This is a genomic window from Curvibacter gracilis ATCC BAA-807 (assembly GCF_000518645.1).
GTDB lineage: Bacteria > Pseudomonadota > Gammaproteobacteria > Burkholderiales > Burkholderiaceae_C > Curvibacter > Curvibacter gracilis.
Genome location: NZ_JADZ01000039.1, coordinates 1 through 17,686 on the forward strand (window position 1 = coordinate 1; position 17,686 = coordinate 17,686).

Sequence of the window (17,686 nt, forward strand, 5' to 3'; positions counted from 1 at the left end):
GGGAATTCGTACTTGGACAGCAGCTCGCGCACTTCCATTTCAACCAGTTCCAGCAGCTCGGCGTCGTCCACCAGGTCAGCCTTGTTCAGGAAGACGATGATGTAAGGCACGCCCACCTGACGGGACAGCAGGATGTGTTCACGGGTTTGGGGCATCGGGCCGTCAGCAGCCGAGCACACCAAGATAGCGCCGTCCATCTGGGCAGCGCCGGTGATCATGTTCTTCACATAGTCAGCGTGACCGGGGCAGTCCACGTGAGCATAGTGACGGTTGGCGGTTTCGTACTCAACGTGAGCGGTGTTGATGGTGATGCCGCGGGCCTTTTCTTCGGGCGCTGCGTCGATCTGGTCGTAAGCCTTGGCTTCGCCGCCGAACTTGGCTGCCAGAACGGTAGCGATCGCAGCCGTCAGGGTGGTCTTGCCGTGGTCAACGTGACCGATGGTGCCGACGTTCACGTGCGGCTTGGTACGTTCAAACTTGCCTTTTGCCATTTTTTCGACTCCGAAAAAAAATACCTAAATCAACACAACAAGGGTCAAAGCGCCCCCTGACAGGGGGCGCTGAAGAACGTGGTGCCCATGGCGGGAATCGGACCCGCGACCTCTCCCTTACCAAGGGAGTGCTCTACCACTGAGCCACATGGGCATCTGAAGGCCACCAGGCACTTCAAAAAAACTACTCTCGCAAACTGATGTTGGAGCGGGAGACGGGAATCGAACCCGCGTCATTAGCTTGGAAGGCTAGGGTTCTACCATTGAACTACTCCCGCCAAACAATGACAGGATTTCTCCCGACACTACCGGCGCTTTTGATCGCCACTCACATCAATTCACTCGCTGGTGGAGGAGGCTGGATTCGAACCAGCGTAGGCGTAAGCCAACAGATTTACAGTCTGCCCCCTTTAGCCACTCGGGCACCCCTCCAGCGAATCTCGAACTATAACACAGTTTTTTAGGCCGCCTTACTTTCTGTTCGAGCCGCATGTCCTGATGAACTTGCGAGACCATGATTATGGCCTTTTTTTCGGGCCCTTTTGGGCATTCCGAACAAATTTCTTCAATTGAGCCCAACTTTTTATGCTGCAGTGCACAAATCGTGTCAGCATGACCGCATGTATACCTTCCCCACTCCTGCGGAGCCGCCCAAGCGCCTGAGTCTTGCACTTCAAGGCGGAGGGGCTCATGGCGCCTTCACCTGGGGCGCGTTGGATGCGCTGCTCGAAGATGGCCGCTTCGATTTCGACGGCATCAGCGGGGCGAGTGCCGGCGCCATCAATGCCATTGCGCTCGCCCAAGGCTATCTGGGCCACCCGCCAGGCGACGGTGAGCGCCAAGCCATCCGCGCCTCGGCCCGGCAGACGCTGCGGCGGGTCTGGGAGGGCGTGGTGGCACTGGGCAGCGTCGGCGCCCTGACCCAGAGTGTGATGCACATGATGCTCAACACCAGCATGGGTGGGCACATGCTGCAAAGCGCGATGGCCCCGTGGATGTCGCCATCGCAGATGAACCCGATGGACATCAACCCGCTGCGCAAGTTGCTGGCGACCCACATCGACTTCGAAGGTCTGGCACGGCTGCACTCACCCCGTGTATTTGTATCTGCAACCCATGTGCGCACAGGGCTGGCCAAGGTCTTCTCTGGCCGACAGCTCGACTTGCAGGCCGTCATGGCATCGACCTGCCTGCCCATGGTGTTCCGGACCGTCGAAATCGACGGCGAGCCATTCTGGGATGGCGGCTATTCGAGCAACCCCCCGCTGGTTCCGCTGATCAAGCAATGTGACGCGCAAGACATCCTGGTCGTGCAGATCAACCCCCTGCAACGCCACGAAACGCCGCACTCACAGCAGGACATCCTGGATCGGGTGAATGAGTTGACCTTCAATGCCAGCCTGCTCGACCAGATGCGGAACGTGGAATTCATCAACCAATTGATCGAACGAGGCCGCATGCAGGAAGGGGAAGACTACCGGCGCATCCGACTGCACCGCATCGATGGCGGCCAGGCCCTGGAAAACCTTCCGGCCTCCAGCAAGGTGGCCGCCGATGGCGACATGATCGAACGCCTCTTCCAGATGGGGCAGGACGCCGCGAAACATTGGTTGAAACGCCACTTTGACGATGTGGGGCTGCGTGCCACGCTGCGCCTGCCCAAACCTTGAGTGGCGGGCAGACGGCTGTCAGCTGCCACTGGCGTGCTGGTCGCGCCAGGCCCTGGCCTGAGAAAAATGCCCGCAACCGATGAAAGGTGCCGGCGGCCGCAACGCCGACAGCGGCGACGGGTGATTGGACAACAGCACCAGGTGGCGTGAAGCATCGATCATGGGCCGCTTGCTCTGCGCGTGGGCACCCCACAGCATGAAGACCACCGGGCGGGGCCCCTGCGCCACATGCCGGATCACGGCATCGGTCAGCAGCTCCCAGCCTCGACCGGCATGGCTGGCGGGCTGACCCTCCTCCACCGTCAGGCAGGTGTTGAGCAACAGCACGCCTTGCTGCGCCCAACGGACCAGGCTGCCACCCGGCGTCGGAAACGCCGGAAACGGGGTTCCCAGATCGCGTTGCAGTTCCTTGAAGATGTTGCGCAGCGATGGCGGCAAGGGCACGCCTGGGGCCACCGAAAAGGCCAAGCCCTCCGCCTGGCCGCGCCCGTGATAAGGATCCTGCCCCAGGATGACGACACGCACCGCCTCTGGCGGTGTGAGCAGCAGCGCCCTCAATGGCTGGGGCGGGAACACCGTGGCACCCTCTTGCAGACGTTGCTGCAGAAAGCTCAGCAATTGCACGCCAGCAGGCGCAGCAAAGAACTCATTCACCAGCGCTTGCCACCCGTCTGCCACAGGCCAATCGGCCGGGTTGGCCGACCCCAGTTGGTCGGGTGCAGGCCGCTCGGCGGCGTCGATCAACTCCGACATACCGTTCTCCCAGTGCCCATCAGGCAAACAGATGCGCCAGCGCCTCGCCGGGGTCCTTGGCCCGCATGAAAGCCTCGCCCACCAGGAACGCATGGACCTGGGCCTCACGCATGCGCTGCACGTCCGCAGGCCCCAAGATGCCCGACTCCGTCACCAGCAATCGATCTGCCGGCACATCGGCCAGCATGCCCAAGGTGGTGTCCAGGCTGACCTCGAAGGTGCGCAGATTGCGGTTGTTGATACCCACCAGCGGGGTCTTGAGGCGCAAGGCACGCTCCAGCTCGGGGCGGTCGTGCACTTCGACCAGCACGGCCATGTCCAGACTGCGGGCGATGGCCTCCAGGTCAGCCATCTGGGCATCGTCCAGGCAGGCGGCAATCAACAAGATGCAGTCGGCCCCCATCGCCCGGGCCTCGTAGACCTGGTAGGCGTCGATCATGAAATCCTTGCGCAGCACCGGCAAGGCGCAGGAAGCCCGGGCCTGCTTGAGGTAATCCACGCTGCCCTGGAAGAACTGCTTGTCTGTCAGCACCGACAGGCAGGCTGCGCCATGCTCGGCGTAGCTTTGCGCAATGTCGGCCGGAATGAAATCCGCCCGCAGCACGCCCTTGGACGGGCTGGCCTTCTTGATCTCGGCAATCACCGCAGCCTGACCGGCAGCCACCTTGGCTCGCATCGCGCCGACGAAATCGCGCGTCAACACCCGGCTCTCGGCATCGGCACGCATGGCGGCCAAGGACACCTTCTTCAGGCCGGCCGCCACCTCCTCACGTTTGACGGCCACGATCTTGTTCAAAATATCACTCATGTTCTTGCGGGCTCTGAGAGCCGTTTTTCAAAATTTTCAGGAACACGCGGTGCAAAGCCCAGCCGACGCCCACAAAAAGCGCTGAAACACCCAGAGCGATCCAGGTGCCGGGGTCTTGCCACAGGCGCATCGCTCGGGCCTCAGAGGGCAGGCGTGAGGGCCTTGGCCGTGGCCACCAACTCGTTGAGCTTGGTGCGCGCGGCGCCCGACTCCAGCGCGGCACGGGCGCGTTGCAGGCCCTCGGTCATCGAAGGCACCACGTTGGCGGCATAGAGCGCCACGCCCGCATTCAGCAACACGATATCGCGCGCCGCACGCACGGCCGGGTCCGGGTTGTTGTCCAGCACCGCGAGCAGCAACTCACGGGATTGTTCTGGCGTGTCCACCTTCAGGGCCCGGTTGCTGGCCATGGGCAGACCGAAGTCTTCGGGATGGATCTCGTACTCACGCACCTCGCCGTCCTTGAGTTCGCCCACCAGGGTGGCCGCGCCCAGGCTGACCTCGTCCATGCCATCGCGCCCGTAGACCACCACGGCATGCTCGGCACCGAGGCGCTGCAAGGCACGCACCTGGATGCCCACCAGATCAGGGTGGAACACCCCCATGAGGATGTTCGGCGCCTCGGCCGGGTTGGTCAGTGGCCCGAGGATGTTGAAGATGGTGCGCACGCCCAGCTCCTTGCGCACCGCCGCCACGTTCTTCATGGCCGGGTGGTGATTGGGGGCAAACATGAAGCCGATGCCGGTTTGCTGAACGCAGCGGGCAATCGCCTCTGGCGTGAGGTTGATGTTGACGCCCAGCGCCTCCAGCACGTCGGCACTGCCCGACTTGCTCGACACACTGCGCCCACCATGCTTGCTGACCTTGGCCCCCGCGGCGGCGGCCACAAACATCGAGCAGGTGCTGATGTTGAAGGTGTGCGAACCATCCCCCCCCGTGCCGACGATGTCCACGAGGTGGGTCTTGTCGGCCACATGCACCTTGGTCGAGAACTCACGCATGACCTGCGCGGCCGCGGTGATCTCGCCGATGGTTTCTTTCTTCACACGCAACCCGGTGATGAGGGCCGCCGTCATCACCGGCGACAACTCGCCACGCATGATGGCGCGCATGAGATCGAGCATCTCATCGTGAAAAATCTCGCGGTGCTCGATGGTGCGCTGCAGCGCTTCCTGAGGGGTGATGGGCATGGAAATCTCCTGAGAGGTCATGGCGTATCGCGCTCAAGGCGCGGGACGATCCGAAAAAGCCAGCTTGAGGCCGAAGCCGATGAACATCGCTCCGGCCACGCGATCCAGCCACTGCAAGCCACGCTGCACAGCGCCCAGGCGGCGGGCCATCCAGGCCGCGGCCAGCGCCCAGGCCAGGTTGACCGGAATGGCGTTGAGGTTGAACAACACCCCCAGCAGCACAAACGCCAGCGCCTTGTTGTCGGTGCCTGGCGCAATGAACTGCGGCACGAAGGCGAGAAAGAAAATCGCCACCTTGGGGTTGAGCACATTGGTCCAGAAACCGCCCATGAAGACCTGTCTCAGGCTCTGGGTGGCGCGCTCGGGTGAAGCGGCATCGGCCTTCTGCACCAGGCTCGAATCCACCGCCCGGGCCAGTAGCATGCGCAAGCCCATCCACAGCAGATAGCCCGCCCCCAGCCACTTGAGCAAGGTGAAGGCCGTGGCCGAGGTGGCCAGCAAGGCCCCCACCCCCACCGAGGCCGCGGCAATGTGCACAAAGCAGCCCCCGGTGATGCCCAGGCCGGCCACCACCCCGGCACGCACCCCGGAGCGCAGGGCATGGGAGACGATGTACAGCACATCGGGCCCCGGCGTGAGGTTCAGCAGCCAGCCGGCCAGCACAAACAGCAGCAGGTGATGGGAATCCGGCATGGCACTGCTCCCGTTTCAGCGTTGAACGCGGTCGCGCCCCGGCATGGCAGCCAGAGCGCAGCGGCTGCGGCGCCGCAACCGCACCAAGGCGCTCATGACCGCACCAGGAAGTTCTTGAGCATGGCGTGCCCATGCTCGGTCAGGATGGACTCGGGGTGGAACTGCACGCCCTCGATGTCCAGCGACTGGTGGCGCACCCCCATGATCTCGCCGTCATCCGTCCAGGCGGTGACCTTGAGGTCGGCCGGGCAGCTGCTGCGCTCGATGGCCAGCGAGTGGTAACGGTTCACCGTGAACTTCTCGGGCAGCCCGGCAAACACGCCTTCTTGCGTGGTGGTGATCACACTGGTCTTGCCATGCATGAGCTCCTGAGCCCGGATGATCCGGCCGCCAAAGGCCGCCCCGATGGCCTGGTGACCCAGGCACACGCCAAGAATCGGCAGCTTGCCGGCGAAATGCTGGATCGCAGCCACCGAGATACCCGCCTCGGCAGGCGAACACGGGCCTGGCGAAATCACCAGCCGGTCCGGCGCCCGGGCCGCAATGCCCTCGAGCGTGATCTCGTCGTTGCGGAACACCTCGACCTCGGCACCCAATTCGCCGAAATACTGCACGATGTTGAAGGTGAACGAATCGTAGTTGTCCACCATGAGGAGCTTGATCTTGTTCGTCATGGCGTTCACTCCAGGCCTTCTTCAACGAGTTCAGCCGCGCGCAACAGTGCACGGGCCTTGTGTTCTGTTTCTCTCCATTCCATCTCGGGCACCGAATCTGCCACCACGCCGGCCGCAGCCTGCACATACAGCGTCTGGTCCTTGATCAGGCCGGTGCGGATGGCGATGGCCACATCCATGTCGCCGGCATAGCTGATGTAGCCACAGGCACCGCCGTACAGCCCGCGCTTGGTGGGCTCGAGTTGGTCGATCAACTCCATGGCGTGCACCTTGGGCGCCCCCGTGAGGGTGCCCGCCGGGAAGGTGGCCTTCAGCACGTCAATGGCACCCATGCCATCGTTCAGCGTGCCTTCGACATTGCTCACGATGTGCATCACATGGCTGTAGCGCTCCACCACGAAGGCCTCGGTCACCTTGACCGAGCCGATCTTGGCGATGCGCCCGATGTCGTTGCGTGCCAGGTCGATCAGCATCACGTGCTCGGCGCGCTCCTTGGGGTCGTTGATGAGTTCGACCTCGGCCGCCTTGTCTTTCTCGGGCGTGGCGCCCCGTGGGCGTGTGCCGGCCAAAGGGCGGATGGTGATCTTCTGCTCTTCGCGGCCATCGATCTCGACGCGCTCCTGGCGCACCAGGATCTCAGGCGATGCGCCCACCACATGGAAATCTCCGAAGTGGTAGTAGTACATGTAGGGCGAGGGGTTGAGCGAACGCAGCGCACGGTACAGCGACAGCGGGCTTTCGGTGTAGCGCTTCTTGATGCGCTGCCCCACCTGCACCTGCATGAAATCGCCGGCGGCAATCAGTTCCTTGGCCTTCTCCACGGCCACCAGGTAGTCGGCCTTGGCAAAGTCGCGCTCAGCCGGGTAACCCTGGGTGGCCTTCACCACCGGGGCACTGACGGAGTACTTGAGCTGATCCTTCAGATCCCGCAGGCGCTTCTTGGCATTGGCAAAGGCCTCGGGGGTGGCCGGGTCGGCATAGACAATCAGGTACAGCTTGCCCGACAGGTTGTCGATCACGGCCAGCTCTTCGCATTGCAGCAGCAGGATGTCGGGCGTGCCCAGGGTGTCAGGCGGGCAGGTCTTCTCGAGCTTCTTCTCGACGTAGCGCACCGCGTCGTAGCCGAAATACCCCGCCAGGCCACCGCAGAAACGCGGCAAGCCAGGGCGCAGCGCCACCTTGAAGCGCTTCTGGTACTCGGCAATGAAATCCAGCGGGTTGCCCTGGGCGGTCTCGATGACCACGCCATCGCGCACCACCTCGGTCTTGGCTTCATCGCCAAAGCCGCTGGCCCGCAGCAAGGTGCGGGCAGGCAGGCCGATGAAGCTGTAGCGGCCGAAACGCTCGCCCCCCACCACCGACTCCAGCAAAAAGCTGTAGCGGCCTCCGTCACGGGCATGGGCCAGCTTCAGGTACAGGGACAGGGGGGTTTCCAGATCCGCAAACGCCTCGGCAATCAAAGGGATGCGGTTGAAGCCCTGCAAGGCAAGGCTTTTGAATTCAAGTTCGGTGATCACGGCAATGAGCCTCCAGCTCTGGCGGCACCGCAGTTCAAAGGAAAGGTGCCGCGTTCATTCATCTCAACAGGCTCCGCCAAAAGGAGCCCCCGGGCGCATGCCGGCGCTGCCCGGACATGCTTGGTCAGTGGTGCACGTGAAATGGCTTGCGCCAGGGCCAGGCTCCCCGGTCGCTGCAACCTGTGATGAACGTGCGGTGAATGAACATGTCGGCAGAGTGTAGCAAACCTGCCAGCCACTCCGGCGCGCCAGTCGCTCAGGCGACGCCCGTTCCCATCGAAAACCCTGTTGCGTCAAACCGACCGGCGCTGGGAGACTGCAAACTCAGCGATCAGGCCCACCGATCCGGGCTGATCTTCCGTCATCAACACCCATGAGCCTCCGCTTCCACACCATCGCCCTGAGCGCCTGCCTGGCCTGGCCGCTGCTTTTGCAGGCCGCCCCCACCACGGTGCAGGGCGTCAGTTTCGACGACCCCATTGAACTGCAAGGGCACAAACTGAGCCTGAATGGCGCTGGGGCCCGCTACAAGGCCGTCTTCAAGGTCTATGCCATGGGCTTGTACCTGGAACGCAAAGCCAGCAGCCCCGAAGAGGTGCTGGCCGCCCCTGGTGCCAAGCGCATCAGCATCACCATGCTGCGTGAGATCGATGCCAACGAACTGGGCAAGCTGTTCACCCGCGGCGTGGAAGACAACGCCCCCAAGGGCGAGATGTCGCACCTGATCCCCGGCTTGATCCGCATGGGCGAGATCTTTGGCGAGCAGAAGAAGCTCGCCGCGGGCGACACCTTCACGGTCGACTGGCTGCCCGACAGCGGCGCCACCCTCACGGTGCGCGGCAAGGTCCAAGGGGCGCCGTTCAAAGAGGCCGCCTTCTTCAATGCCTTGCTGCGCATCTGGCTGGGGCCCAACCCGGCCGACTGGAAACTCAAGGATGCGCTCCTGGGCAAGCCTTCCTGATCCCCGCCGTCTGAACCCATCACTTCGCTCGTCTCTTTGCCCGTTACCGCTGTCAGACCATGAACTACAACAACCTCAAAATCGGCGCCCGCCTGGCCATCGCCTTTGCCACCATCTTGCTGATCACCTTGCTGGTGGCGGGCTTTGGCGTGCAACGCATCACGGCCTTGCAGCAAGCGGGCGAGCACGTCGCCACGGTCGAGATGGAGCAGCAGACCCTGGTGGACGACTGGGCCTCGGACATCCGCATCAACTGGGCCCGCACCGAAGCCCAACTGCGTGCCGTGGACAGCACCTACATCGAGCGCCTCAAAAAGGAGATCGAAGCCACCTCCAGCGGCACGGCCGGCAAGATCAAGCGGCTGGAAGAACTGCTGCAGGACGACGAGGGCAAGGCCCAGCTGGCTGACATCCGCCAGGTTCGGGAGGCCTACCGCAACAAGCGGGTCGAACTGGCCAAGCTGCAGTCCATGGGTGAAGACATCAACAGCATGATCGATTCGCAGCTGCACCCGATGGCCGACGGCTACCTGGCCAAACTGGATGGTCTGCGCAAGCGCATGGCCAGCCAACTGACCCAAGGGCAGGAACGCAATGCCGCACTGGCCCAGACCAGCCGCATCCTGCTGATGGCCGCCGCCGCACTGGCCGTGGTGCTGGGTGCCTTCATGGCCTGGACCGCCACCCGCTCCATCACCCGCCCCGTGCAGCAAGCGGTGGATGCGGCGACCGCCATTGCCCACGGTGATCTGGCGCATCAGATTCCGACCGGGGCACAGGACGAAACCGGCCAGCTGCTGCGGGCCCTGACCGACATGCAAGGCCGACTGGCCGCCCTGGTGGCCGACGTGCGCCGCAATGCCGAAGGGGTGGCCACGGCCAGCGCAGAGATCGCGCAAGGCAACCATGACCTGTCGGCCCGCACCGAACACCAGGCTTCGGCCCTGGAACAGACTGCAGCCTCGATGGAAGAGTTGGGCTCCACCGTGCGCCAGAACGCCGACAACGCCCGGGCCGCCAACCAGTTGGCAGTGAACGCCTCCACCGTGGCCACCCAGGGCGGTGAGGTGGTGGCCGAGGTGGTCGACACCATGAAAGGCATCAACGAAAGCTCACGCAAGATCTCCGACATCATCGGCGTGATCGACGGCATTGCCTTCCAGACCAACATCCTGGCATTGAATGCAGCGGTGGAGGCCGCGCGTGCTGGCGAGCAAGGCCGCGGTTTTGCCGTGGTGGCCAGTGAGGTGCGCAGCCTGGCCCAGCGCAGCGCCGACGCCGCCAAGGAGATCAAGAGCCTGATCGGCGCCAGCGTGGAGCGGGTGGAGCAAGGAAGCCACCTGGTGGACCGGGCGGGCGCCACCATGACCGAGGTGGTCTCGGCCATCCGCCGCGTGACCGACATCGTGGGCGAGATCAGCGCCGCCAGCTCCGAACAAAGCTCGGGCGTGGCCCAGGTGGGTGAGGCGGTGACACAGATGGACCAGGCCACCCAGCAAAATGCGGCCCTGGTCGAACAATCGGCCGCCGCCGCCGCCAGCCTGCGCAACCAGGCCAGCCTGCTGGTGGACGCCGTGGCCGTGTTCAAGCTCAGCACCCACCAGGGACGGGCCATCGAGGTCAGCACGCCCCGGGCAACCCGCTCGGCGGTGCCCCCCAGCACCCCCTACCTGGGTCAGGAGCGCCGCAAACAGCCCGACTCGGATCGCCGCACCGGCGCCGCCGGCCCGTCAGCATCCACCGCGCGCAACAGCGACACCCCCACCGGCAGCAAGGCTGCGGCCAGCGAACCTGCAGCGGCCACCAAGACCGCCTCCGGTGGCGACGAGGACTGGACCAGCTTCTGAGCCAGGGCGGCCTGCGCGAGCAAGGCCTCAGCCCAACAAGGCGCTCAACTGGTCCAGAGCATCCACAAACCCATCCGCGTCAACAGCCCGGATGGGCTCGCCGTGGTTGTAGCCGTAGGTCACCAGTACCACAGGGCATGCTGCAGCACGGGCCGCCTGGGCATCGTTGCTCGAGTCGCCCACCATCAGGGTGCGGCCCGGCTCGCTGCGCAGGGCGGCGCAGGTCTTCTGCAGCGGCAGCGGGTGCGGCTTCTTGCGCTCGAAGGAGTCGCCGCCAAACACCTCGCTGAAATAACCGTCCAGCCCCTTGGCCTGCAACAAGGGGCGGGCAAAGGACAAGGGCTTGTTGGTCAGGCAGGCCAGGCGCCAGCCCCGCGCCCGCAACTCGTCCAGGCCCGCCAGCACACCCGGGTAGACGCTCGAATACGAGCCGTTGATGGCCAGGTAATGCCGTTGGTAGCTGCTCCAGGCGGCCGGGTACAGCGACTCGACCTGGCCAGCGCCGGCCGGCCCCTCACCAAGCACATGGGCCAGCACGGTGCGCAGCAGGTGCTCCGAGCCCTTGCCCACCATGTGCTCAATGCGCTGCGCCTCGATGGCGGGCAGCTGCAACTCGGCCAGCATGCGGTTGAGGGCCTCGGCAAAGTCGCCCAGGGTGTTCACCAAGGTGCCATCCAGGTCGAGGATGGCGGCTTCAAACGGCGTGGATGAAAGAAGAGAAGAAGACACGGCATCGAGGCGCCCACTCAGGCGCAAGCAAAGCAGCCATTGTGCGACAGGCCCGACACGGCCGGCCGAAACGGTCATCTGATTCGGCCCGTGTCATCGGCCCGTCAAAGCCATGTCACGCAGACCCACCACAGTCCAGTTCTTTACGCACTGGATACAAAACCCGGAGGGATGCGAGATGTACAAACCTGTTGCTCATTCGATGCGCCACGCCTGCACCGCAGGCCTGCTGGGCGCAAGCACCCTGGCCCTGCTCGCCTGCGGCGGCTCCAGCGGCGGCCCCGTGGTGGCAGCCAACACCAAGGCCAGCCTGGCCCTGCTGGAGACCACCGACCTGCACACCAACGTGATGAGCTACGACTACTTCAAGCTGGCCGAGGACACCTCGCTCGGCTATGAGCGCGTGGCCACCCTGATCAACAAGGCCCGCGCCGAATTCGCCAACACGGTGCTGCTGGACAACGGCGACACCATCCAGGGCACCGCCTTGTCCGACTACCAGGCCTTGATCAACCCGGTGGCCTGCAACCAGTCGCTGGCCATCTACAAGGTCATGAACCAGAGCAAGTACGACGGCGGCGGCATCGGCAACCACGAGTTCAACTACGGCCTGCCCTACCTGAACCAGGTCACCGGCAGCGCCTTCCAGGTCGACGGCGTGAGCAATGGCAGCACACGCTGTGCCGGCCCGAACTTCCCGCAGGTGCTGGCCAATGTGTACAGCGCCAAGACCAAGGCCCCGCTGTTCAACCCCTACCAGATCATCACCAAGACCCTGACGGCCACCGCCCCCGACGGCAGCACGGTGCAGGTCCCGGTCAACATCGGCATCATCGGGTTCACCCCGCCCACCATCCTGTCCTGGGACAAGCGCTGGCTGGACGGCAAGGTCTACACCGAAGGTCTGGTCGAAACCGCCCAGAAATACGTGCCCGAAATGCGCAGCAAGGGGGCCGATCTGGTGGTGGCCATCTCGCACGGCGGGCTGGACAACAGCAGTTATGACCCCACGATGGAAAACGGCAACTGGCACCTTTCCAAGGTGCCCGGCATCGACGCCATGCTGATCGGCCACTCGCACCAGATCTTCCCGAGTGCCACCAGCACCGTGGCCCAGTTCAACCTGCCCGGCGTGGACAAGGTCAAGGGCACGGTCAACGGCGTGCCCACCGTGATGGCCAACTTCTGGGGCAAGCACCTGGGGGTGATCAAACTGCAACTGGTGCACAACGGCAGCAAGTGGACCGTGGACACCACCGGCACCACCGTCGAAGCCCGCAGCACCCAGAACGCCGACAAGAGCTACGTGGCCGTCGACCCTGCCGTGGCCAGCGCCATCGCCAGCGAGCATGCCGCCACCATCCAGTACGTCAAGACGCCCATCGGCAGCACCGACTTCAACATGGCGTCCTATTTCGCCGACGTGGGCGACCCCGGCGCCATCGAGGTGGTGAACCAGGCCCAGGCCTCGTATGTGGCGGCCTATGTGGCGGCCAACCTGCCGCAGTACGCCTCGCTGCCGGTGCTCTCGGTCAGCGCCCCCTTCAAGAGCGGCTTTGCCGGCGGCAGCGACTTCACCGACGTGGCCAGCGGCAACGTGGCCATCAACAACGCGGCCGACCTGTACCTGTACCCCAACACTGTGTACGCCGTGCGGGTGCAGGGCAGCGACATCAAAGCCTGGCTCGAAACCGCCGCCACCCGCTTCAACCGCATCAATCCCACCCTGAGCACCGATCAGGCCCTGGTGAGCAGCTACCCCGGCTACAACTTCGACATGTTCACCTCGCCCGACATCCGCTACGAGATCGACGTGACCCAGGCCCAGGGCAGCCGCATCAAGAACCTGAGCTACAAAGGCAAGGCCATCGACCCGGCGGCCTACTTCATCGTGGCCACCAACAACTACCGCGCCAGCGGTGGCGGCAATTTCCCGGGCCTGGACGGCAGCAAGACGATCTACGCCTCGCCGGACGCCAACCGCGATGTGCTGATCAACTACATCAAGACCACCAAGACCATCACCCGGGCCAGCAATGGCAGCGACCGCAGCTGGCGCTTCACACCGGTCAGCACGGCCGGTCGGGTCACCTTCAAATCGGCCCCCGGCAAACTGGCCCTGGCCACAGCCGCCGGTCTGACCGGCATCAGCGCGATCAACAGCGATGACGGCAGCGGCAAGAACCTGGCCGACTACGCGATCGACCTGAGCAAATGAACGCCGCATTGACGCTGTCTGCGGCCTCATCAGCGCCCTCCCCAGCGCCCTCATCGGCCCAGTCAACCCCGCTGCGGGTCTGGGCCGTGGCCGGACTGCCCCTGCTACTGGCGGCCTGGGGGGTCTGGGGCCTGCTCGGCCAGGTCGACACGGCCCCGTCAGAGGCCGAGTTGATCCATTGGGGTGCCCAGGCACAGGCCCGCGACGAACACGCCACCACCGTGCTGCGCAATCTGGCGCGCAATGGGCTGACACCGGCCATGCCGCTGCTGGGGCGGGTGCTGGTGCAACGCGGGGATGCCCGCTCGGTCGCCGAAGGCCGCGACTGGCTGCAGCGCGCCGCCCAGACTGGCGACACCACGGCCGCCTTGCAACTGGGCAAGCTGTGGTTCAAGGGGGCGCCCGGCCTGCCGGCCGATGCCGACCGGGCCCTGCCCTGGCTGAAGCAGGCGGCCGATCAGGGCCAGGAGGCGGCGGCCCACTACATCGCGCTGATCCTGAAGAACGGCAGCCCCCAGACCCCGGCTCACCCCGAGGCGGCAGCCCGCTGGATGCGGCGGGCCGCCGAGGCAGGCTGGGCCGACTCCCAGTTCCTGCTGGGACAGATGCTGCTCCATGGCCAGGGCGTGAAAGCCGATCCTATGGAAGCCCGGGCCTGGTTCGAGCGCGCCGCTGAGCAGGACCACCCGGAAGCCAACCTGCAACTGCTGCTGGCCCAGACCCATGCGGAACTGGGCCTGCACCGCCAGGCCGACTCAGAGGCAGAGCGTTGGCGCGAAGCCCAGCATGCGCTGAAGCACCGACCCGAAGCACCGTGAGCGGCGCCGCGCGCCAGGATGACAAAGGCCGCGCCCGGACGGCCCCGATCGCTCAGCCGGCCAGCTGAACGCGCATCGCGTCGATGACGGCGCGGTAGTCAGGCTTGCCGAAGATGGCACTGCCCGCCACAAAGGTATCGGCCCCGGCGGCGGCGACACGGGCGATGTTGTCGACCTTGATGCCGCCATCCACTTCCAGGCGGATGTCCTTGCCGCTGGCGTCGATGCGGCGGCGCACGGCCTCGATCTTGCGCAGTGCCGAGTCAATGAAGCTCTGGCCGCCAAAGCCGGGGTTGACGCTCATGATGAGGATCAGGTCCAGGTCTTCAATCACCCAGTCCAGCACATCCAGCGTTTGCGCCGGGTTGAACACCAGGCCGGCCTTCACGCCTTGCGCCTTGATGGCCTGGATGCTGCGGTGCACATGGCCCGAAGCGTCGGGGTGGAAGCTGATGTAGTCGGCACCGGCCTCGGCAAAGGCAGCGGCCAGGGCATCCACCGGTTGCACCATCAGGTGCACATCGATGGGCACGGCCTCGCCATCGGGCGTGCGGGCATGGGGCTTGAGGGCCTGGCAGATCATGGGGCCGAAGGTCAGGTTGGGCACGTAATGGTTGTCCATCACGTCAAAGTGGATCCAGTCGGCGCCGTCGGCGATCACCTGACGGACCTCATCCCCCAGCCGTGCGAAGTCGGCCGAAAGGATCGAGGGGGCAATGCGGTAGGGGGTGGGAGCGGAGGTCTTCATGGTGCCAATTGTCGCAGCAGCGCCGTCCCTGGAGCCAACGGGGCCAATACCCGTCAGAAATGCCAAACCCTGCACAAGCGCGTCACGAATGACAGAATGCGGGAACTTCAAAGCCCCTCGGCCTTCTTACTGTTTGTCCATCCACCATGCCCAGTTATCGAATTCACGTTCACGTAGAGCCTCAACACCTGCCGGACCAGTCCAATGCGGAGCAGTCCGTGCATGCCTTTGCCTACACCGTGACGGTCACCAACACCGGCGACGTGCCGGCCCAATTGATCTCGCGCCACTGGCAGATCCACGATGCCACCGGCCACCGCGAAGAGGTCAAAGGCCTGGGGGTGGTGGGCAAGCAACCGCTGCTCAAACCGGGCGAGGCCTTTCAATACACCAGTGGCTGCCGCCTGCGCACCCCCAGCGGGACCATGAATGGCAGCTATTTTTTCGTGGCGGAGGACGGCGAGCGCTTTGACGTGCCGATCCCGCTGTTTCTGCTGGAGGCCACCTCCAGCGCCCATGCGCCGACCCGCGTGCTGCACTGAGCTGACTCGGTGCCACCGGCCGGCTTCACCACGTACACATGAATCCAACCACGCCTGACCTGCCCCAGATCCTCGACGCCCTCAACCCACATGCCTCACTGGTGCAGCGGCACCTGTGGCTGATGAGCCTGCTGCAGTGGATACGGGGTCGGGCAGACGATGCGCCGGCCGCCGTGGCCCGCCTGCGGCTGATGCTCGACGCCATCCAGCTACGCCCCACCTGGCAGGCCGACTGGCAGCTGTGGTGGGCCAACTTCCTGGGCGCGGTGGATGCCACCTCACTGCTGGCCGATCACGGCTTTGCCCCGAGGCCGGCCTTCATGAGCGAGCTGGGCAACCGGCTGCGCAAGAAGCTGCTGCCGCAGACCCCCGAGACCACCGACCTGGGCGAGCTGTTCGAGTTGCTCGCCCCCACCCCCTTCGATGCCGAGTGGCTGCGCGCCATCGACCCCGACACCCTGCTGCGCGTGCAGCGCCTGCTGTTCACAGCCCCCGCCCCCAGCGAAGACAGCCTCGCCCCACCCTTGGGCAGCGGCCAGTCCTTGCTGCTCGATGCCCTGACCTACAGCGTGGGCCAGGTCAGCGCCACGGGCTTTGCCTCCGAGATCCGCCAGCGCATGTCGGATCAGGCGCAGAACGAGCGCCCCTTTCACGAACTGCCGGCGCATTTCGAGCGCCTGCGCCAGGCCGTGCTGCAGCAAGGGCCGCGCAGCGAGGCCGCACTGCAGGCGGCGGATGTGCTGCGCCAGCAACTGGAGGCCTGCCGGCGTGCCGCCCAGACGGTCTACACCCACCTCGAAGAGCACGGGATCTCGGTGGGCATCGTGTTCCGCCTGCGCCAGCTGCGCGAGCGTGTGGTGCGCATCCGCGATCTGCTGAGCTGCCTGCAGAGCGAAACCCCCTCGGCCGATCTGGCCCAACTGCTGGCCCGGCTGGTGCTGGTGAGCGAAGAAGGGCGCAGCATCCGCGCCCTGATCGCCGCCAGCTCGCACCTCACGGCGGCCAAGGTGGCCGAACGCAGCGCCGAAAGTGGCGAGCACTACATCACCCGCAATGCCACCGAATACCGCGAGATGCTGCGCGCGTCAGCCGGTGGCGGCTCGGTCATCGCTTTGACCACCTGGGCCAAATTTGCCATCTACGGCCTGGGCCTGTCGGCCTTCTGGAGCGGATTTGCCGCGGGCCTGAACTACGCCGCCTCGTTCGTGCTGGTGATGCTGCTGCATTGGACGGTGGCCACCAAGCAGCCAGCCGTCACCGCCCCCGCCATGGCCGCCAAGCTCAAGGACATGAGTGCGCCCGACGCCATCGAGCGCTTCGTCGACGAAGTGGCCCACCTGCTGCGCTCGCAGTTCGCCGCCATTGTGGGCAACCTGGGCCTGGTGATTCCGGGGGTGCTGTTGATCTGCGCCGGCCTGCACGCCGCCGGCCTGGGCCCCATGGTCGATGCCGAGCATGCGCACCACACCTTGCACGACCTGAGCCTGCTCGGGCCGACCGCCTTGTTCGCCGCCTTCACCGGGGTGCTGCTGTTTGCCTCCAGCATCATCGCCGGCTGGGTGGAGAACTGGTTCGTGCTGCACCGGCTGGACTCCGCCCTGACCTACAACCCCCGCTTCACCCGCTGGCTGGGACCGTTGCGTGCGCGCCGCTGGGGCCTGTGGTTGCGCCGCAACATCTCAGGCCTGGCGGCCAACATCTCGCTGGGCATGATGCTGGGGCTGATCCCGGCCTTCGCGGCCTTTTTCGGGCTGGGCCTGGAGGTGCGTCACGTGACCCTGTCCACCGGCCAGGTGAGTGCCGCCGCAGCCACCCTGGGGCTGGACGTGCTGCGCCACGCCGAGTTCTGGTGGGCCATCGCCGGTCTGTTCGCCATCGGCCCGCTGAACCTGGCCGTCAGCTTCTACCTGGCCTTCCGGCTGGCGCTGCGTGCGCACAACGTGGGCCGGGTGGAACGCCAGCGCATCAACCAGGCCATCCGGGCCCGTTTGCGCAGTGCCCCGGGCAGCTTCTTCTGGCCCATGTAA

Annotated in this window: 17 protein-coding genes and 3 tRNA genes; 7 read left to right on the forward strand and 13 right to left on the reverse strand. The window is 65.1% G+C overall.

What is annotated here, in order from left to right:
• The 4 genes from L880_RS0122900 to L880_RS0122915 form a co-directional block, all read right to left on the reverse strand.
• Window positions 1-491, reverse strand: a 491-nt coding sequence (locus tag L880_RS0122900; RefSeq protein WP_027477406.1) for a GTP-binding protein, incomplete at its 3' end; no start/stop codon positions are given.
• Between the two features lie 79 nt (window positions 492-570).
• Window positions 571-645 (reverse strand) — tRNA-Thr (locus L880_RS0122905).
• Window positions 646-695: 50 nt separating this feature from the next.
• A tRNA-Gly gene (locus L880_RS0122910) sits at window positions 696-769 on the reverse strand.
• Window positions 770-837: 68 nt separating this feature from the next.
• Window positions 838-923: transfer RNA gene (locus tag L880_RS0122915), tRNA-Tyr, on the reverse strand.
• Window positions 924-1,111: 188 nt separating this feature from the next.
• Here L880_RS0122915 and L880_RS0122920 point away from each other — a divergent pair.
• Window positions 1,112-2,161: a patatin-like phospholipase family protein gene (locus L880_RS0122920; protein ID WP_027477654.1), complete on the forward strand. Its 1,050-nt coding sequence runs from the start codon at window positions 1,112-1,114 to the stop codon at window positions 2,159-2,161.
• An 18-nt stretch (window positions 2,162-2,179) separates the two neighbouring features.
• Here L880_RS0122920 and L880_RS0122925 read toward each other — a convergent pair whose 3' ends face one another.
• The 7 genes from L880_RS0122925 to trpE all read right to left on the reverse strand — a co-directional run bounded on the left by L880_RS0122925 (window position 2,180) and on the right by trpE (window position 7,796).
• Window positions 2,180-2,914, reverse strand: coding sequence for a uracil-DNA glycosylase (locus L880_RS0122925; protein WP_043330335.1), 735 nt, complete (start codon window positions 2,912-2,914; stop codon window positions 2,180-2,182).
• Between the two features lie 19 nt (window positions 2,915-2,933).
• The gene (trpC, locus tag L880_RS0122930) at window positions 2,934-3,722 is read right to left on the reverse strand and encodes an indole-3-glycerol phosphate synthase TrpC (RefSeq protein ID WP_027477656.1); all 789 of its coding nucleotides are present in this window, start codon (window positions 3,720-3,722) and stop codon (window positions 2,934-2,936) included.
• Window positions 3,715-3,852, reverse strand: coding sequence for a hypothetical protein (locus tag L880_RS35855; protein ID WP_157463034.1), 138 nt, complete (start codon window positions 3,850-3,852; stop codon window positions 3,715-3,717). The genes trpC and L880_RS35855 overlap by 8 nt, the downstream gene beginning before the upstream one ends.
• Before the next feature lie 10 nt (window positions 3,853-3,862).
• Window positions 3,863-4,912, reverse strand: coding sequence for an anthranilate phosphoribosyltransferase (gene trpD / locus L880_RS0122940; protein WP_027477657.1), 1,050 nt, complete (start codon window positions 4,910-4,912; stop codon window positions 3,863-3,865).
• 33 nt (window positions 4,913-4,945) lie between these two features.
• On the reverse strand, window positions 4,946-5,605 hold the full coding sequence (locus tag L880_RS0122945; protein ID WP_027477658.1) for a LysE family translocator: 660 nt from the start codon (window positions 5,603-5,605) through the stop codon (window positions 4,946-4,948).
• 92 nt (window positions 5,606-5,697) lie between these two features.
• Window positions 5,698-6,279, reverse strand: a complete 582-nt coding sequence (locus L880_RS0122950; RefSeq protein ID WP_031256759.1) for an anthranilate synthase component II — start codon at window positions 6,277-6,279, stop codon at window positions 5,698-5,700.
• Between the two features lie 5 nt (window positions 6,280-6,284).
• The gene (gene trpE, locus L880_RS0122955) at window positions 6,285-7,796 is read right to left on the reverse strand and encodes an anthranilate synthase component I (RefSeq protein ID WP_027477660.1); all 1,512 of its coding nucleotides are present in this window, start codon (window positions 7,794-7,796) and stop codon (window positions 6,285-6,287) included.
• A gap of 373 nt (window positions 7,797-8,169) precedes the next feature.
• On the opposite strand from trpE, the gene L880_RS0122960 reads away from it, so the two are divergent.
• Together L880_RS0122960 and L880_RS0122965 are read left to right on the forward strand one after the other, a co-directional pair.
• Complete coding sequence (locus tag L880_RS0122960; protein WP_027477661.1) at window positions 8,170-8,757, forward strand: chalcone isomerase family protein; 588 nt, start codon at window positions 8,170-8,172, stop codon at window positions 8,755-8,757.
• Between the two features lie 59 nt (window positions 8,758-8,816).
• Complete coding sequence (locus L880_RS0122965; RefSeq protein ID WP_027477662.1) at window positions 8,817-10,604, forward strand: methyl-accepting chemotaxis protein; 1,788 nt, start codon at window positions 8,817-8,819, stop codon at window positions 10,602-10,604.
• Between the two features lie 27 nt (window positions 10,605-10,631).
• On the opposite strand, the gene gph is transcribed toward L880_RS0122965, so the two are convergent.
• Window positions 10,632-11,411, reverse strand: coding sequence for a phosphoglycolate phosphatase (gph, locus tag L880_RS0122970; protein WP_245615319.1), 780 nt, complete (start codon window positions 11,409-11,411; stop codon window positions 10,632-10,634).
• Between the two features lie 124 nt (window positions 11,412-11,535).
• Between gph and L880_RS0122975 the strand changes: the two genes are divergently transcribed.
• Window positions 11,536-13,551: a bifunctional 2',3'-cyclic-nucleotide 2'-phosphodiesterase/3'-nucleotidase gene (locus tag L880_RS0122975; RefSeq protein ID WP_043330336.1), complete on the forward strand. Its 2,016-nt coding sequence runs from the start codon at window positions 11,536-11,538 to the stop codon at window positions 13,549-13,551.
• Complete coding sequence (locus tag L880_RS33240) at window positions 13,548-14,369, forward strand: tetratricopeptide repeat protein (protein ID WP_157463035.1); 822 nt, start codon at window positions 13,548-13,550, stop codon at window positions 14,367-14,369. Before L880_RS0122975 ends, L880_RS33240 begins: the two co-directional genes overlap by 4 nt.
• Before the next feature lie 52 nt (window positions 14,370-14,421).
• On the opposite strand, the gene rpe is transcribed toward L880_RS33240, so the two are convergent.
• Complete coding sequence (rpe, locus tag L880_RS0122985; RefSeq protein ID WP_027477665.1) at window positions 14,422-15,117, reverse strand: ribulose-phosphate 3-epimerase; 696 nt, start codon at window positions 15,115-15,117, stop codon at window positions 14,422-14,424.
• A 146-nt stretch (window positions 15,118-15,263) separates the two neighbouring features.
• Here rpe and apaG point away from each other — a divergent pair, with 146 nt between their 5' ends.
• Both apaG and L880_RS0122995 read left to right on the forward strand, forming a co-directional pair.
• Window positions 15,264-15,659: a Co2+/Mg2+ efflux protein ApaG gene (gene apaG / locus L880_RS0122990; protein WP_027477666.1), complete on the forward strand. Its 396-nt coding sequence runs from the start codon at window positions 15,264-15,266 to the stop codon at window positions 15,657-15,659.
• A gap of 38 nt (window positions 15,660-15,697) precedes the next feature.
• Window positions 15,698-17,686: a site-specific recombinase gene (locus L880_RS0122995; protein ID WP_027477667.1), complete on the forward strand. Its 1,989-nt coding sequence runs from the start codon at window positions 15,698-15,700 to the stop codon at window positions 17,684-17,686.

Excerpts from the sequence above, each read along its gene's own strand:
- rpe (WP_027477665.1), bottom strand. The coding sequence starts at position 15,117 with ATGAAGACCTCCGCTCCCACCCCCTACCGCATTGCCCCCTCGATCCTT.
- L880_RS0122995 (WP_027477667.1), top strand. The coding sequence starts at position 15,698 with ATGAATCCAACCACGCCTGACCTGCCCCAGATCCTCGACGCCCTCAAC.
- L880_RS0122920 (WP_027477654.1), top strand. The coding sequence starts at position 1,112 with ATGTATACCTTCCCCACTCCTGCGGAGCCGCCCAAGCGCCTGAGTCTT.
- trpD (WP_027477657.1), bottom strand. The coding sequence starts at position 4,912 with ATGCCCATCACCCCTCAGGAAGCGCTGCAGCGCACCATCGAGCACCGC.
- L880_RS0122945 (WP_027477658.1), bottom strand. The coding sequence starts at position 5,605 with ATGCCGGATTCCCATCACCTGCTGCTGTTTGTGCTGGCCGGCTGGCTG.
- gph (WP_245615319.1), bottom strand. The coding sequence starts at position 11,411 with ATGACCGTTTCGGCCGGCCGTGTCGGGCCTGTCGCACAATGGCTGCTT.
- L880_RS0122975 (WP_043330336.1), top strand. The coding sequence starts at position 11,536 with ATGCGCCACGCCTGCACCGCAGGCCTGCTGGGCGCAAGCACCCTGGCC.
- L880_RS33240 (WP_157463035.1), top strand. The coding sequence starts at position 13,548 with ATGAACGCCGCATTGACGCTGTCTGCGGCCTCATCAGCGCCCTCCCCA.
- L880_RS0122950 (WP_031256759.1), bottom strand. The coding sequence starts at position 6,279 with ATGACGAACAAGATCAAGCTCCTCATGGTGGACAACTACGATTCGTTC.
- L880_RS35855 (WP_157463034.1), bottom strand. The coding sequence starts at position 3,852 with ATGCGCCTGTGGCAAGACCCCGGCACCTGGATCGCTCTGGGTGTTTCA.
- L880_RS0122965 (WP_027477662.1), top strand. The coding sequence starts at position 8,817 with ATGAACTACAACAACCTCAAAATCGGCGCCCGCCTGGCCATCGCCTTT.
- L880_RS0122960 (WP_027477661.1), top strand. The coding sequence starts at position 8,170 with ATGAGCCTCCGCTTCCACACCATCGCCCTGAGCGCCTGCCTGGCCTGG.
- trpC (WP_027477656.1), bottom strand. The coding sequence starts at position 3,722 with ATGAGTGATATTTTGAACAAGATCGTGGCCGTCAAACGTGAGGAGGTG.
- apaG (WP_027477666.1), top strand. The coding sequence starts at position 15,264 with ATGCCCAGTTATCGAATTCACGTTCACGTAGAGCCTCAACACCTGCCG.
- L880_RS0122925 (WP_043330335.1), bottom strand. The coding sequence starts at position 2,914 with ATGTCGGAGTTGATCGACGCCGCCGAGCGGCCTGCACCCGACCAACTG.